Raw genomic sequence first — 15,709 nt, forward strand, 5'->3', positions numbered from 1 at the left:
ATCAATGAGTAAACCGAATATATCGGCGGCGATTGCCAGGATCCGGCCCAGCTCATAACCTGCACGCCATTTTGTCTGTCTGCCGAGCTTCTCCATGACTGCCACCGCTTATCCACAGGCGCAGCGTTTTTCCCGCTCCGACTACAAAACCCTGGGCCTGGCCGCCTTGGGCGGTGCCCTGGAAATTTACGACTTCATCATTTTCGTATTTTTCGCCCTGACCCTGAGCCAGCTGTTCTTCCCCCCGGAAATGCCCGAATGGCTGCGCCTGCTACAAAGTTTCGGGATTTTCGTCACCGGCTACCTGGCGCGCCCGCTGGGCGGCATCCTGATGGCGCACTTCGCCGATCACCTGGGGCGCAAGCGGGTATTCAGCCTGAGTATCCTGATGATGGCCTTGCCGTGCCTGTTGATCGGAATCATGCCGACCTACGCACAAATCGGCTATTTCGCGCCGCTGATCCTACTGGCGCTGCGGGTCCTGCAAGGCGCGGCGGTGGGCGGCGAAGTGCCCAGCGCCTGGGTCTTCGTCGCCGAGCACGCGCCGGCCAACCATCGCGGTTATGCCTTGGGGTTCCTGCAAGCCGGGCTGACGTTCGGTTACCTGCTGGGGGCCTTGACGGCGACCTTGCTGGCGCAGATGTTCACCGCTGAACAAATCCTCGATTACGCCTGGCGTTTTCCGTTTCTGTTGGGCGGTGTGTTTGGTGTGATTGGTGTCTGGCTGCGCCGCTGGCTCAGTGAAACCCCGGTGTTCCTGGCCATGCAGGCGCGTCGCCAGGCCGACGCAGAGCTGCCGCTGCGCACGGTATTGCGCGACCATCGCCAGGCGTTGTTGCCGGCCATGTTGCTGACCTGTGTGCTCACCTCGGCGGTGGTGGTGTTGGTGGTGATCACGCCAACCATGATGCAGAAAACCTTCGGCATGAGCCCCAGCCACACCTTCGCATTGAGTGCATTGGGCATCGTCTTCCTGAATATCGGTTGCGTATTGGCTGGCCTGTTGGTGGATCGCATTGGCGCCTGGCGCGCGGTGCTGGTCTACAGCCTGCTGCTGCCGGTGGGCATCGCCGTGCTTTACGCCAGCCTGATTGCCGGCGGCGTGTGGCTGGGCGCGGCCTATGCCATTGCCGGATTGAGTTGCGGGGTGGTGGGTGCGGTGCCATCGGTGATGGTCAGCCTGTTCCCGGCGCCGGTGCGCGTGTCGGGGATTTCCTTTACCTACAACATTGCCTATGCGCTGTGGGCGAGTACCACGCCGTTGATGCTGATTGCCTTGATGCCCACCAGCCCGTGGATTTGCGTTTTTTATTGTGTGGTGATGGGCGCGGTCGGCGTGGCCAGTGCAGTGCGATTTGCCAAACGACCTGTTTTTTAAAGCCGCCGCCTTATAATTGTGGGAGCGGGCTTGCTCGCGAAAGCGGTGTGTCAGTCGGCACATGCATCAACTGACAGGCTGCTTTCGCGAGCAAGCCCGCTCCCACAGGGGGCAGTCCATAACGAAGGCCAGGGTTTAGCCAGAAACCGCTCTCGCACTGACCGCTATTCGCGGTCCTCCAGCACGTAGCCGACCCCGCGCAAGGTGTGGATCAACTTGCGCTCGAACGGGTCGTCGATCTTTGCCCGCAGGCGGCGGATCGAGACCTCGACCACATTAGTGTCGCAATCGAAGTTCATGTCCCACACAAACGAGATGATTTGCGTGCGTGACAGCACCACTCCGCTCTGGCGCATCAGCAGGTGCAGCAGGGCGAACTCCTTGGTGGTCAGGTCAATGCGCTGGCTGCCGCGAAAAGCCCGGTGGCGACCCTGGTCCAGCTCCAGATCGCCCACCCTTAGCACGTCCGGCACGGCGGCCTCGATACTGCGGCGCATCAGGGTGCGGACCCTGGCCAGCAGTTCGGGAAACTCGAAAGGCTTGACCAGGTAGTCGTCGGCGCCCAGTTCCAGGCCCTTGATCTTGTCGGCCAGGCGGCCTTGGGCGGTCAGCATCATGATGCGCGTGTTGCTGGTCTGGCGGATCCGCTGCAACACATCCCAGCCGTCCATCAGCGGTAGGTTCACATCCAGAATCACCAGTTCATAAGCGTGTTGCCGGGCCAGGTGCAAACCGTCGGTACCGCTGGCCGCGCAATCAACCACATAGCCACTTTCGCTTAATCCCTGCTGCAAGTAGTCGGCGGTTTTCAGTTCATCTTCGATAACCAGGATTCGCATGTCGAGCGTGCCTCGGGGCAGGGGAAAGTAGCAGCAATTGCCGCGAAGGTTAAAGCAAAAGCCCGGACCAGAGCCTTTGCTAACGGATTTGTAATGTTCTGGCCACCCCCCTGATAAGTAGCGAAAGTTACATTGCCCCTGCTTGGATTTGTCCGCCAACTCATGGGTGTGGAACGCTTGTTATGCCAATGTTTTCAAGAACTATTGTGTGCTCCGTAGTGGGGTTATTGGCGATGGCCCAAGTGGCAAGCGCACAGACCCTGACCCTCGAATCGGCCCTGCAAAGTGCGTTTGCCGGTAACCCGGACCTGGCCGCTGCGCAATGGGAAATCGACATCGCCCAAGGCGGTCGTCAGCAGGCCGGGCTGATCCCCAACCCGGTGGCCTCCTGGGATGCCGAAGACACCCGCCGCAGCACCCGCACTACCACCGTCAAGCTGAGCCAGACCCTGGAGTTAGGCGGCAAACGCGGGGCGCGCATTGATGTGGCCTCGCGGGCACAAGAGGCCGCAGCCCAGGAACTGGAACAGCGGCGCAACGTGCTGCGGGCCGAAGTCATCGATGGCTTTTATGGTGCGCTGCGGGCCCAGGAACGCCTGGAGCTGGCCCAGCGCTCAATGGCACTGGCCGAGCGCGGCCTGGTGATTGCCAATGGCCGGGTCACGGCGGGCAAGGCATCGCCGGTCGAAGCCACTCGCGCCCAGGTACAGGTCTCGGAAATCCGCCTGGAACGCAGCCGCGCCGAGATCGGCGTGAGTGATGCCTATCGCCGCCTGGCGGCCATCACCGGCAGCGCCACTATCGGCTTTGAGCGCGTGGAGGCAGGTGCGGTGAATCCGCCGGCGCTGCCTTCGGCCACTCAACTGCTGGCGCGCCTGGAGAGCACTGCCGAGTTGCGCCTGGCGCAGCTGCAAATCCAGCAACGGGAAGCCGGCCTGGGCCTGGAAAAGGCCCAGCGGATTCCCGACCTGGATGTCTCCATCGGCAGCCAGTACGACGCCAGCGTCCGCGAGCGGGTGAATCTGGTGGGCGTATCGATGCCGATCCCGCTGTTCAATCGCAACCAGGGCAATGTGCTGGCCGCCAGCCGCCGAGCTGACCAGGCGCGGGACTTGCGCAACGCTACCGAGCTGCGCCTGCGTACCGAAACCCGCCAGGCCCTGGACCTGTGGTCGACCGCCGACAGTGAGGTGCGCACCTTCAACCAAGTGATCCTGCCCGCCGCCCAAAGCGCGGTGGACAGCGCCACCCGTGGCTTTGAGATGGGCAAGTTCAACTTCCTCGAGGTGCTCGACGCTCAGCGCACCTTGATCGCCGCCCGCACCCAATACCTCGCCGCGCGCGCCCAGGCCACCGATGCCTGGGTGCGCATCGAACGGATTTACGGCGACCTCGCCCGCATTTGATCTTTCAGGAGTTCCCCATGAACAAACAACAAGGCCTGGCTTTGGCTGTTGCAGCGGCCATTGCCCTCGGGGCGATGGCGTTTTGGCCGGCCACCAGCGTGGCGCCCCAGGCACCGGTGGCGAGCGTCCAAGCGCCGGAGGAAGAAGAAGAGGAAGAGGGTGTGCTGGTGCTCAATGAGCAGCAGATCCAGGCCGCCGGCATTCAACTGGCCAAGGCCCAACCCCGACAAATCAGCACACTGCTGTCGTTGCCCGGCGAGGTGCGATTCGACGAAGACCGCACCTCCCATATCGTGCCCCGTGCGGCGGGTGTGGTGGAGTCGGTCAAGGTCAATCTAGGGCAGAAGGTCAAGCAGGGCGAGCTGTTGGCGGTGATCGCCAGCCAGCAGATTTCGGATCAGCGCAGCGAGTTGGCGGCCAGCCAACGCCGGGTCGAACTGGCCCGCACCACCTTCCAGCGTGAGCGCCAGTTATGGCAGGACAAGATCTCCGCCGAACAGGATTACCTGCTGGCGCGCCAGACCCTGCAAGAAGCCGAGATTGCCCTGAACAACGCGCGGCAAAAGATGAACGCCCTGAGTGGCAGCGCGGTCCTGGCCGGCGGCAATCGCTATGAATTGCGTGCGCCGTTTGCCGGTGTGGTGGTGGAAAAACACCTGGGCGTCGGCGAGGTAGTGAGTGAGACCAGTGCCGCTTTCACCCTGTCGGACCTGTCCCAGGTGTGGGTCACGTTTGGCGTATTCCCCAAGGATCTGAACAAGGTCCAGGTTGGTCGGCCGGTGAAGGTCAGCTCGGCGGAAATGGGCACCGAGGTGATGGGCGCCGTGGCCTATGTCGGCAACTTGCTGGGCGAGCAGACGCGTACCGCAACGGTGCGGGTCAGCGTGGCCAACCCCGATGACTCGTGGCGCCCCGGGTTGTTCGTGGCGGTGCAAGTGGCGACGGATAGCTACCCGGCGGCGGTCACCGTGCCGGTGGACGCGATCCAGACCGTGGAAGACAAACCGTCGCTGTTTGTGCGCACCGCCGAAGGTTTCGTCACCCGCCACGTTGAACTGGGTGTCAGTGAAAACGGCTTTGTCGAAGTCCGCCAGGGCCTGGAGGCCGGCGCCGAGGTGGCGACCGTTGGCAGCTTTGTCCTCAAGTCCGAGCTGGGCAAGGCTTCGGCCGAGCACGCCCATTGATCCTGCGAGTGATTCCCCATGTTTGAACGTCTGATTCAATTTGCCATCGAGCAGCGCATTATCGTGCTGCTGGCGGTGTTGTTGATGGCCGGTGTCGGCATCGCCAGCTACCAGAAACTACCGATCGACGCGGTACCGGACATCACCAACGTCCAGGTGCAGATCAACTCGGCGGCGCCCGGCTTTTCACCGCTGGAAACCGAACAGCGCATCACCTTTTCTATCGAAACCGCCATGGCCGGTTTGCCGGGCTTGCAGCAGACTCGTTCGCTGTCGCGTTCGGGGCTGTCCCAGGTCACGGTGATCTTCAAGGACGGCACCGACCTGTTCTTCGCCCGGCAACTGGTCAACGAGCGCTTGCAGGTGGCCCGCGAACAATTGCCGGACGGTATCGAAACGGCCATGGGGCCGATTTCCACGGGGCTTGGGGAAATCTTCCTGTGGACCGTGGAAGCTGAAGACGGCGCACGCAAGGAAGACGGTTCGGCCTACACGCCGACGGACCTGCGGGTGATCCAGGACTGGATCATCAAGCCGCAGTTGCGCAACGTGCCCGGCGTTGCCGAGATCAACACGATTGGCGGCTTCGCCAAGGAATACCAGATCGCCCCGGACCCCAAGCGCCTGGCCGCCTACAACCTGACCTTGAACGACCTGGTGACGGCGCTTGAGCGCAACAACGCCAACGTCGGCGCCGGTTACATCGAGCGCAGCGGCGAGCAATTGCTGATCCGCGCGCCGGGGCAAGTGGCGTCCATCGATGACATCGCCAATATCGTGATCAACACCGTGGATGGCACGCCGATCCGCGTGCGCAATGTGGCCCAGGTCGATATCGGCCGCGAGTTGCGCACCGGTGCGGCCACCGAAAATGGCCGCGAAGTGGTGCTCGGTACGGTCTTCATGCTGATCGGCGAAAACAGCCGCACCGTGTCCCAGGCCGTGGCGAAAAAACTCGAAGAGATCAACCGCTCCCTGCCAGAAGGCGTGGTGGCGGTCACGGTCTACGACCGCACCAACCTGGTAGAAAAAGCCATCGCCACCGTGAAGAAAAACCTCTTCGAGGGTGCGCTGCTGGTGATCGTGATTCTGTTCCTGTTCCTGGGCAACATCCGCGCGGCGTTGATCACCGCGATGGTGATCCCGCTGGCCATGTTGTTCACCTTTACCGGGATGTTCACCAACAAGGTCAGCGCCAACCTCATGAGCCTGGGGGCCCTGGATTTCGGGATTATCGTCGATGGCGCGGTGGTGATCGTCGAGAACGCGATCCGCCGCCTGGCCCATGCGCAGCAACGCCACGGCCGCCTGCTGACCCGCAGCGAGCGCTTGCACGAAGTGTTCGCCGCGGCCAAAGAAGCGCGCCGCGCGCTGATCTTCGGGCAACTGATCATCATGGTGGTGTACCTGCCGATCTTCGCCCTGACCGGCGTTGCCGGGAAAATGTTCCATCCCATGGCGTTTACCGTGGTCCTGGCCTTGTTGGGCGCGATGATCCTGTCGGTGACCTTCGTGCCGGCGGCGATTGCGCTGTTCGTCACCGGCAAGGTCAAGGAAGATGAAAACTGGGTGATGCGCAACGCGCGCCGTGGTTATGCACCGGTGCTGGACTGGGTGATGGCACACCGCAGTTGGGCGTTTGGCCTGGCGCTGTTGACCATCGTGATGTCTGGCGCCGTGGCCAGCCGCATGGGCAGCGAATTTATCCCCAGCCTCAGCGAAGGTGACTTCGCCCTGCAAGCCTTGCGCGTACCGGGCACCAGCCTCACGCAATCGGTGCAGATGCAGCAGCAACTGGAAAAAACCTTGATGGCGCAGGTGCCGGAAATCCAGCGGGTATTTGCCCGTACCGGCACTGCAGAAATTGCCTCCGACCCGATGCCGCCGAATATTTCCGACGCCTACTTGATGCTCAAGCCCAAGGAGCAGTGGCCGGACCCGAAAAAATCCCGCGAAGCGCTGATCGCCGATATCCAGCGCGCCAGTGCGATTGTGCCGGGCAGCCAGTACGAGCTGTCGCAACCGATCCAGCTGCGTTTCAACGAGCTGATTTCCGGGGTGCGCAGTGACGTGGCGGTGAAGGTTTTTGGCGATGATCGGGGTGTGCTGAACACCACCGCCGGGGAAATTGCCGAAACCTTGCGCAAGCTCGATGGCGCCTCGGAAGTGAAAGTAGAACAGACCTCCGGCCTGCCGGTGCTGACCATCAATATCGACCGTGACAAGGCCGCGCGCTTTGGCCTGAATGTGGGCGATGTGCAAGACATCATCGCCGTCGCCGTGGGCGGGCGCCAGGCCGGCACTCTGTACGAAGGCGACCGGCGTTTTGACATGGTGGTGCGTCTGTCGGAAACCCTGCGCACCGATATCGAAGGCTTGTCGCGGCTACTGATCCCGATTCCGGCGCTGGCCGGCAATACCACGGGGCAACTGGGCTTTATCGCCCTGTCGCAAGTGGCCAGCCTGGACCTGGTGCTGGGCCCGAACCAGATCAGCCGCGAAAACGGCAAGCGCCTGGTGGTTGTCAGTGCCAACGTGCGCGGGCGGGACATCGGCTCGTTTGTCGCAGAAGCCGAACGCGTGATGGCCGCGCAGGTGAAGATCCCCGCCGGCTACTGGACAACCTGGGGCGGCCAGTTCGAACAGCTCAAGGAAGCCTCCGAGCGCCTGCAGATCGTGGTGCCGGTGGCGTTGCTGCTGGTGTTCGGCTTGCTGTTCATGATGTTCAACAACCTTAAGGATGGGCTGCTGGTATTCACCGGGATTCCCTTTGCGTTGACCGGTGGGATCATGGCGCTGTGGTTGCGCGATATTCCGTTGTCGATTTCTGCCGGGGTGGGGTTTATCGCGTTGTCGGGGGTGGCGGTGCTCAATGGCTTGGTGATGATTGCGTTTATCCGCAACCTGCGTGAGGAGGGGCGTTCGTTGTCGGTGGCGATCAACGAAGGAGCCTTGACCCGCTTGCGCCCGGTGTTGATGACGGCGTTAGTGGCGTCCCTCGGGTTTATCCCCATGGCCCTGGCCACCGGCACCGGCGCTGAAGTGCAACGGCCACTGGCGACGGTGGTGATTGGCGGGATTATCTCGTCGACCTTACTGACCTTGCTGGTACTGCCAGCGCTTTACCAGTGGGCCCATCGGCGCGATGAAGAGCCGGCGTCTTGATCTCGCGCTGGACGGGCTTACTGTGGAGAGGGTGCTTGCTGTGGAGAGGGGGCTTGTTGTGGAGAGGGGGCTTGTCCCCCGTTGGGTGGCGAAGCCGCCCTAAAACCTGCTTGCGCGGTGTGTCTGGCGAAACTGGGGTGGGTTTGTAGCCCAGCGCGGGGCAAGCCCGCTCGCCACAGTGGGGTGGTTGGCGCGGGAAATGTGGAGTTGCCGGCTTACTGTGGAGAGGGGGCTAATGAGATGGTCACCCCCAACACCCTGTGAGGGCTACGCTTTCACGGGGTGTTTTGTTTTCGGAGGCCATCGTCATGAGCGAGTCAGCACTGATTGGTATCGATCTCGGTAAACACACTTTCCACCTGCACGGCCAGGATAAGTCGGGCCGCGAGGTGTTTCGCAAAAAATGCTCACGGGCGCAGATGATGCAGTTTTTCGGCAACTCGCCGAGCTGTGTCGTGGTGATGGAAGCCTGTGCGGGGTCGCACCATGTTGCTCGTCAGTTGGCGGCAATGGGGCACACGGCCAAGCTGATTTCCCCGCAGTTCGTTAAGCCCTTCGTCAAGGGTAACAAAAACGACTTTGTCGACGCTGAGGCAATCTGCGAAGCCGCTTCCCGCCCATCCATGCGCTTCGTTACGCCTAAGACTGAATCCCAGCAAACCCTGTCTGTGCTGCACCGCATGCGCGAATCATGGGTACATGACCGCACCAAAACGGCTAATCAAATGCACGGTTTCCTGCTGGAGTTTGGGATTAGCCTGCCCAAGGGATTGGCCATCATGAAGCGTTTGGCAAACGTCTTGGCCGAACATGAGTTGCCCGTTCGTCTGACGGTCTTGTTGCAGCGTCTGCACGATCACTTTGCCTACTTGGATGAGCAAATCAAGGTCTTGGATAAGGAACTGGCGGGCCAACTGGCCGACGATGATCTGGGTAGTCGTTTGCTGAGCATGCCGTGTGTCGGCCCGATCACCGCCAGCCTGCTGGCTGTGGAGATGGGCGATGGTAAACAGTATCGATGCAGTCGGGACTTTGCTGCCTCCGTTGGCTTAGTGCCCAGGCAGTACAGCACGGGCGGCAAGGCCAATTTGCTGGGGATCAGCAAGCGGGGTGACAAGCACCTGCGACAGCTGTTGGTGCAGTGTTCCAGGGTCTATATGCAGAATCTGGAACACCAAAAGGGCGCCTTGGCCGACTGGGTGCGCTCATTGCTGAGTCGACGACATTCAAATGTCGTGGCTTGTGCCCTGGCTAACAAATTGGCGCGCATTGCTTGGGCGATAGCCGCCCACCATACGCAATATGAAGCAGGGCCAGACGCATTGAACGCCTGACCCTGCGGTTGTTGCAGTACCACGATTCACCCTTCAGGTTTTGCGATAGCTGAACAACAGATGATGTGAACGGCACACCGGCCTGGCGAAGATCCTGACACAAAAATCGGCTTCAGAAGCCGACGGGCTTTTAAGGATCGTCAGGCGCGACTCTCATCGTGGCGCTGGGGCATGCCCCAAACAGACGCCGGATAGATTTAAGCAAGCCAACCACACCACCCGTTAATCAGTATTGCAAAAATGGGGGTGACCATAGATTTTTGTGGAGAGGGGGGCTTGTCCCCCGTTGGGGGGCGGAGCCGCCCTAAAACCTGTTTGCTCGGTGTGGCAGGGGGTGGGGTTGTTGGGGCAAGGGGGTCGGTAGCTACGGGACTTGCGGGGTGGTGGCCAGGACGGGAAATATCAGCCGGAACTGGGTCTCGCCGCCCGGTACGCTGCTGATCTCGGCCTGGCCTTGGTGCAAGCTCATGATCGAGCGCACGATCGCCAGCCCCAGCCCGGTGCCGCCCTCGGACCGGGCGCGGCTGTTGTCGGCGCGGTAAAAGCGCTCGAACAGGTATGGCAGGTGTTGCGCTTCAATCCCCGGGCCCGGGTTGCTCACGGCCAGCGCTACACGCTGGTTGTGGGTGTCGACCTGCAATGAAATCCTAGAGCCGTACGGGCTATGGCGGATTGCATTGGACAGCAGGTTGGAAATGGCCCGTTGAATCATCAGCCGATCACCCAGGACCCAAGCGTCGCCGGCCTGGGTCAACTTCAGTGCTTTGTCTTCGGCGCTCAAGGCAAACAGTTCCATGACCCGCAGCGTTTCATCCCGCAGGTTCACTGTGGTGAACGAAGCCCGCGCCGCCGGATGGCTGACCTGGGCCAGAAACAGCATGTCGGCGACGATCCGCGCCAAGCGGTCCAGTTCTTCGGTGCTGGATTCCAGTGCCGATTTGTACTCGTCGGGCGCCCGGGCGCGAGATAACGTCACCTGGGCCTTGCCCATCAGGTTGGTCAAGGGCGCGCGCAGTTCGTGGGCCAGGTCGTCGGAGAATTGCGACAGCTGCTGCACACCGGCATCCAGCCGATCGAGCATCACGTTGATGCCCCGGGCCAGTTCGTTGAGTTCCCTGGGCAGATTCTCGACGGCCAGGCGATGGCTCAGGTCCTGGGTGGTGACTTTGGCGGCGACGCGGCTGAATTGCTGCAACGGGGCGAGCCCGCGCTGCACCAGCCACCACGCACCCATGCCAATCAAGATCAGCAACAGAGGCAGGGCGATGACCGTGGATTGCAGGTAGGCACTGAGCAACGCCTGGTCGTCAGAGCGATCGAGGGACAGCAACACTCGCACGTTCTCCCCGGTGTGCAGGCGCATCAGGCTCGACGCGCTGAGGATCTGGTTGTCGCGGCCATCGGTCCAGTTCAGAAAGCCCAGGGTTTGCCCGGCGGTAAAGTCCAGCAGCAAGGGCTCCTGGGGCCTGGCGCCGACGCTCAGCAGCACCGCGTTGGCGGGCGCCGGGCCGATGATGGTCAGGTAGAAGTTGTCATGGCCCATCACCAGGTCCAGCAGTGAATGGGGCCGGGCACTGATGTCGCGGGTATTGAGGTCCTGGAGCAGGCTGTGCTGGATCTGCTCCATCTTGCTTTCCAGGCCCTTGCGCGCAAGGTTTTCCAGCTCATGGGTGAGGGCCAGGTACGCCAGACTTGCCAGCAACAACACCAGGCCGGCGCCCATCAGGCTGACGGTGAGCCCCAGGCGCATGGATAGACTGCCGGTTCTCATTGGCGTGCTTCCAGCACGTAACCCACGCCACGAATGGTATGGATCAACTTGACGTCGCTCTGGTCATCGACCTTGGCCCGCAACCGGCTGATCGAGACCTCTACCACATTGGTGTCGCAGTCGAAGTTCATGTCCCAGACCAGCGAGATAATCTGCGTACGCGTCAGCACCTCGCCGCTCTGGCGCATCAATACCTGCAACAGCGCGAACTCCTTGGTGGTCAGGTCGATGCGCCGCGTACCCCGGTAAGCCCGGTGGCGGCGCGGGTCCAGCTCCAGGTCGGCGACGCGGAATATCTCCGGCAACGCAATCGGCTCACTGCGCCGCAGCAACGAGCGCACCCTGGCCAGCAACTCGGGAAATTCGAAAGGCTTGACCAGGTAATCATCGGCGCCCATGTCCAGGCCCTTGATCTTATCGGCCAGGCGCCCACGGGCGGTGAGCATCATCACCCGCAAGGTATTGTCGCGGCGCAACTGTTCCAGCACCTGCCAGCCGTCCTGGCCGGGCAGGTTGACGTCAAGGATCACCAGTTCATAGCGATGCTGCCCGGCCAGGTGCAGGCCGTCGATGCCGCTGGCAGCGCAATCGACGACATAACCACTCTCACTCAAGCCTTGATGCAAGTAGTCGGCAGTTTTTGGTTCGTCCTCAACCACAAGGATACGCATGCAGATTGACCTCTTACTGATAAGCGAATAGGTGACGGGAGCTACACGGGATAACGGCTGTAGTCCGCAAAGTAGGAAAATTCTGAGCCTTGAAGTAGCTTCAGGGTCAAGGAGGGCGTTGGATAGCATCGAGCGGGCAAAAAAAAGCGCCCGTGAGGGCGCTAAAAATTCATCTCCTTCCAAAGGAGCTCCACAAAAAAAGCTTCAAGAGATGAATGTGCTCGGGGTACGCCGCTCAGATGGCTGTTGGGGCCGATGCATCCGAGGGCGCTGGATTTTGCTCTGCCACGGCTTGGCTGGCGTGGATCTGCTGCTGTTGCTGGCGAAACTCGGCCAGCCACTGGCGGGAACGCTCACCACCGTCATCGGCCAGGGCCGCGGTGGATGCCGCACCGATTAAAACGCTGAATAAAATGTGCAGTGGCTTCATAAACGTTCTCCGCAAAAGACCCGTGCCGTTAGTTCGCGGTCGGTCGAGGAAGCCAGTATATGAAGGCCAACTTAACGAGAACGTGAGGCGCATATTACAGTTCTGACAGACTGCAAATTGTGAAGAAGTGCTAGTTAACGGCAAGTGAATGTAAGCACTTGCCGTTAAGTGTTATCAGAGGATGGCTAGCGGGTATTCCATGATCAGCCGGAATTCTTCCAGGTCCGATTCAAAGGCGCTGGAGCGTACCGTCGCCTGGCGAATGCGTACCGACAAGTCTTTCAGAGTGCCGCCCTGAAACACGTACTTGGCCTCGATATCGCGCTCCCAGCGGCGCTGGTCGGTGAGCGGGTCGCCCAAGGCGTCGCGGCGCATGTACACCGAGTTGGCGTTACTGTAGTCAGCGCCAGTGCCCTTGCCATAGCGAGTCATGAAGGACAGGCCGGGGATGCCCAGGGTCTGCATGTCCAGGTCATAGCGCAGGGCCCATGAACGTTCCTTGGGCGAGTTGAAGTCGCTGTATTGGATCGAGTTGTCGAGGAAGATCGAGTCTGACTGGCGCAGGTAATCGAAGTCATCGTTGCCGTTGTTGCGCTGGTGGGACAGCGCCAGGCGATGGGCGCCGACCTTGACCCCAAGCTTGGCGCTCCAGATATTGTTGTTGAGCTCGCCCAACAACCGCTTGCCCTCGTCCTGGGCGTTGTAATAGTTGAAGCCGGCAAACATCGCCACCTCGTCCGTCAGCGGATAATTGACCGCTGTACCGAAGTAGTACTGATCCCACGCGTCCTTGAGGCGGCTGCTGTAGAGGCTCAGGCTCCAATGCTGATTGGCCTGGTAGTCGCCGCCGAAGTAACCGACCCAGGGCGCATTCACATTGCCTGCGTAAAACGTCGCAAAACCCTCACGCATACCGCTTTGGGTGGGTTGGCTCATGGCGTGCAAGCGTCCACCTTGCAAGGTCAGGCCTTCCAGGCTGGTGTTTTCCAGCGTGACGCCACGGAAGCTTTCCGGCAGCAGGCGTGAGTCGCCGTAGTGCACCACCGGGGTTTGCGGGAAGACGTCGCCGACTTTGACCACGGTATCCAGCAGACGCATTTTTACTGCACCGCCGAGCTTGCTGTAGTCGTCTTCGGGGCGGTTGTCGCTGTCTACCGGCAACATGTCGAATGAGCCCCGGCCGCCGCTGCGCCCTGTGCCGGAATCGAGCTTGAGGCCATACATCGCAAACGCATCCAGGCCGAACCCCACGGTGCCCTGGGTGAACCCGGATTCGAACTTGCCGATCAGGCCCTGGGCCCACGCTTCTGAATAACCGTTTCCGGTGGGGCTGGACTGGCCTTTGCGGTCATCGCGATTGAAGTAAAAGTTGCGCGCCAGTACGTTCAGCGTACTGCCTTCGATAAACCCTTCGGGCTTGTCTTCTGCGGCCATGCCCGCCAGCGGTGTTGCGCTGGCCAGTGCCGCGATGATGGAAAGGGAAAGTGTGCGGTTAGTACGCATGTATCGCTCCTCGGTGTTGGCAGCTATGAGCTTTTTTAGTCGCCTGGGGCGTTCTTATTGGAGAGCTATCCCTGATGCGGGGAGCCCGGCTCATAGTTGCAAACAGCGAATAACGCCGAGGTGGCATGGGCATTACAATTTTGCCAGTTCAGCGGTTTATAACGGATACGTAATCCGCCCGTGAAGCTCCTGACAGGAAGCGTTAGTTACTCTCGATCCTGAACTTTCAACCACTTGAAGTCAGACGAGGACACTTTAATGAAGCGTTTAACACGAGCCTTGGGCGTGCTGGTTTTTTCTCTGTCCATGGGGGCAATGGCCGAAGGCGGTGGGGATCGCGCCATGGCGCAATTGATGCAAAACAACCAGGAGGCCATGGCGCGTTATGCCGCCGAGCAAGGCAAGCCCGTGCCTGAAGTGCAGGCTTATCGCTACGGGATGAAGCTGGATATCGCCCGGGTGGTGAGTGTCACGCCGCCGGTTCGGACCTGCAAGGTCGTGCCCTCGCGCATGACCTATGAAGACTCCAGCGGTCAACTCAAGACCCTTGAGTATCAGGTCTTGGGTTTGTGCCGTAACAACGGCAGTTGAGGGACTGAAAAAATAGTTGAGTCGGGGGCTCAAGTCCTCTTCAGAAAACGCCAGCAGCGCCGATGGTTAGACAATCCACTATTGACTGCCCTCCGGTGCTCCCCATGTTCAATACCCGCTTGAAGCAGGAGCTGTCCGCTCTTCGCGAAGAACTGTCCAGCCTGCAGCAGGTCAAGGAAAGCCTGGAGAGCGAGATGCTGGCCCTGAGCCTCGACCCCGAAGGCCGGATCGAGTCGGTCAACCAGAACTTCCTCGACGAAATGCTCTACAAGTCCAGCGACCTGCTGGGCCATGCCATCCATGGGTTTGTGCCAGAGCACGTGAAGCGCGACGAGTTCCAGCAGCGCTTCAACAACGCCTTGAGCCGTGGCGAACACTTTGCCGGCACGGTGCGCCTGCTGCGCGGCAATGGCAAGGAAGCGTGGTTGCGCTCCATCGTGCAGCCGGTGCGGGGCGCGGACGGGCGCATCAAACGGTTTTCGGTGTACTCCAGCGACCTGACCCGCACCATCGAGGCGTCCCGTGAGCATGAAAACCTGATCACCGCGCTGGTGCGTTCCACAGCGGTGATCGAGTTCGACCTCAATGGCAACGTGCTGGCTGCCAACGAGCGTTTCCTCCAGGGCATGGGTTACAACTTGGCGCAGATCCAGGGCAAACATCACCGTATGTTCTGTGAGCCCCAGGATTACAACAGCGCTGAATACCAAGCCTTCTGGAAACGTTTGAACGACGGTGAATATGTCGCTGGCCGCTTCAAGCGCGTTGACGCCCATGGCCGCGAAGTCTGGCTGGAAGCCTCCTACAACCCGGTGTTGGATGCCAACGACCGGCTGTACAAAGTGGTCAAGTTCGCGACGGTGATCACCGACCAGATCCATCAGGAACGCGCGGTGGCCGAGGCTGCCAACATTGCCTACAGCACGTCATTGCACACCGACAGCAGTGCCCAGCGCGGCACCGCTGTGGTCACCCAGGCGGTGGAGGTGATGCGCGACCTGGCCACGCACATGGAACAGGCCGGCGAGGGCATCGAGGCGCTCAACGCCCAGTCCCAGGTGATTGGCAGTATCGTCAAGACCATCAGCGGGATTGCCGAGCAGACCAACCTGTTGGCGCTCAACGCTGCGATTGAAGCGGCTCGTGCCGGCGAGCAGGGTCGCGGGTTTGCGGTGGTGGCCGATGAAGTGCGGCAGTTGGCCTCGCGTACCAGCAAAGCCACGGAAGAAATCGTCGGCGTGGTGCGTCAGAACCAGGACATGGCCCGCGATGCCGTGGCGCTGATGACCGATGGCCGGCTACAGGCCGAGCAGGGTTTGTCCCTGGCGGCAGAGGCGGGCACGGTGATCGTCGAGATCCAGGACGGCGCGCAGAAAGTGGTGAGTGCCGTTGGCCAGTTTGCCAACCAGTTGTCCACCTAGACGCAAGGCCAACCGA

The 15,709-nt window shown here is 61.0% G+C and carries 11 protein-coding genes and 2 pseudogenes; 8 read left to right on the forward strand and 5 right to left on the reverse strand.

The window, feature by feature from the left end:
• Window positions 1-94 precede the first annotated feature (94 nt).
• Window positions 95-1,378 carry an MFS transporter gene (locus JTY93_RS03965; RefSeq protein WP_205478574.1) on the forward strand — a complete coding sequence of 428 codons (1,284 nt, stop codon included), beginning with the start codon at window positions 95-97 and terminating at the stop codon, window positions 1,376-1,378.
• Window positions 1,379-1,542: 164 nt separating this feature from the next.
• Here the strand turns inward: JTY93_RS03965 and JTY93_RS03970 are convergent, their stop codons facing one another.
• Complete coding sequence (locus JTY93_RS03970) at window positions 1,543-2,217, reverse strand: heavy metal response regulator transcription factor (protein WP_169996051.1); 675 nt, start codon at window positions 2,215-2,217, stop codon at window positions 1,543-1,545.
• A 182-nt stretch (window positions 2,218-2,399) separates the two neighbouring features.
• On the opposite strand from JTY93_RS03970, the gene JTY93_RS03975 reads away from it, so the two are divergent.
• The 4 genes from JTY93_RS03975 (at window position 2,400) to JTY93_RS03990 (ending at window position 9,306) form a co-directional block, all read left to right on the forward strand.
• On the forward strand, window positions 2,400-3,623 hold the full coding sequence (locus tag JTY93_RS03975; protein WP_169996053.1) for a TolC family protein: 1,224 nt from the start codon (window positions 2,400-2,402) through the stop codon (window positions 3,621-3,623).
• A 17-nt stretch (window positions 3,624-3,640) separates the two neighbouring features.
• Window positions 3,641-4,807, forward strand: a complete 1,167-nt coding sequence (locus tag JTY93_RS03980; RefSeq protein WP_205478573.1) for an efflux RND transporter periplasmic adaptor subunit — start codon at window positions 3,641-3,643, stop codon at window positions 4,805-4,807.
• 18 nt (window positions 4,808-4,825) lie between these two features.
• A complete protein-coding gene (locus JTY93_RS03985) occupies window positions 4,826-7,972 on the forward strand; it encodes a CusA/CzcA family heavy metal efflux RND transporter (protein WP_205478572.1) in 3,147 nt (1,048 codons plus the stop codon).
• A 308-nt stretch (window positions 7,973-8,280) separates the two neighbouring features.
• Entirely contained in the window at window positions 8,281-9,306 is a 1,026-nt protein-coding gene (locus tag JTY93_RS03990; RefSeq protein ID WP_205478570.1) for an IS110 family RNA-guided transposase, read from the forward strand.
• Window positions 9,307-9,670: 364 nt separating this feature from the next.
• On the opposite strand, the gene JTY93_RS03995 is transcribed toward JTY93_RS03990, so the two are convergent.
• The 4 genes from JTY93_RS03995 to JTY93_RS04010 all read right to left on the reverse strand — a co-directional run bounded on the left by JTY93_RS03995 (window position 9,671) and on the right by JTY93_RS04010 (window position 13,681).
• The gene (locus JTY93_RS03995) at window positions 9,671-11,077 is read right to left on the reverse strand and encodes a heavy metal sensor histidine kinase (RefSeq protein WP_205477968.1); all 1,407 of its coding nucleotides are present in this window, start codon (window positions 11,075-11,077) and stop codon (window positions 9,671-9,673) included.
• Window positions 11,074-11,748, reverse strand: coding sequence for a heavy metal response regulator transcription factor (locus JTY93_RS04000; protein ID WP_169996061.1), 675 nt, complete (start codon window positions 11,746-11,748; stop codon window positions 11,074-11,076). The genes JTY93_RS03995 and JTY93_RS04000 overlap by 4 nt, the downstream gene beginning before the upstream one ends.
• Before the next feature lie 235 nt (window positions 11,749-11,983).
• On the reverse strand, window positions 11,984-12,178 hold the full coding sequence (locus JTY93_RS04005; RefSeq protein ID WP_205477969.1) for a hypothetical protein: 195 nt from the start codon (window positions 12,176-12,178) through the stop codon (window positions 11,984-11,986).
• 174 nt (window positions 12,179-12,352) lie between these two features.
• Window positions 12,353-13,681 carry an OprD family porin gene (locus tag JTY93_RS04010; protein WP_205477970.1) on the reverse strand — a complete coding sequence of 443 codons (1,329 nt, stop codon included), beginning with the start codon at window positions 13,679-13,681 and terminating at the stop codon, window positions 12,353-12,355.
• A gap of 258 nt (window positions 13,682-13,939) precedes the next feature.
• Between JTY93_RS04010 and JTY93_RS04015 the strand changes: the two genes are divergently transcribed.
• The 3 genes and pseudogenes from JTY93_RS04015 to JTY93_RS29880 all read left to right on the forward strand — a co-directional run.
• The gene (locus tag JTY93_RS04015) at window positions 13,940-14,272 is read left to right on the forward strand and encodes a DUF2790 domain-containing protein (protein WP_205477971.1); all 333 of its coding nucleotides are present in this window, start codon (window positions 13,940-13,942) and stop codon (window positions 14,270-14,272) included.
• Window positions 14,273-14,466: 194 nt separating this feature from the next.
• Window positions 14,467-15,105, forward strand: a pseudogene (locus JTY93_RS29875) (PAS domain-containing protein); the annotation flags it as partial.
• 159 nt (window positions 15,106-15,264) lie between these two features.
• A pseudogene (locus tag JTY93_RS29880) lies at window positions 15,265-15,693 on the forward strand (methyl-accepting chemotaxis protein); the annotation flags it as partial.
• Between the last annotated feature and the right edge of the window lie 16 nt (window positions 15,694-15,709).

This window comes from Pseudomonas hygromyciniae, from assembly GCF_016925675.1.
Lineage (GTDB): Bacteria > Pseudomonadota > Gammaproteobacteria > Pseudomonadales > Pseudomonadaceae > Aquipseudomonas > Aquipseudomonas hygromyciniae.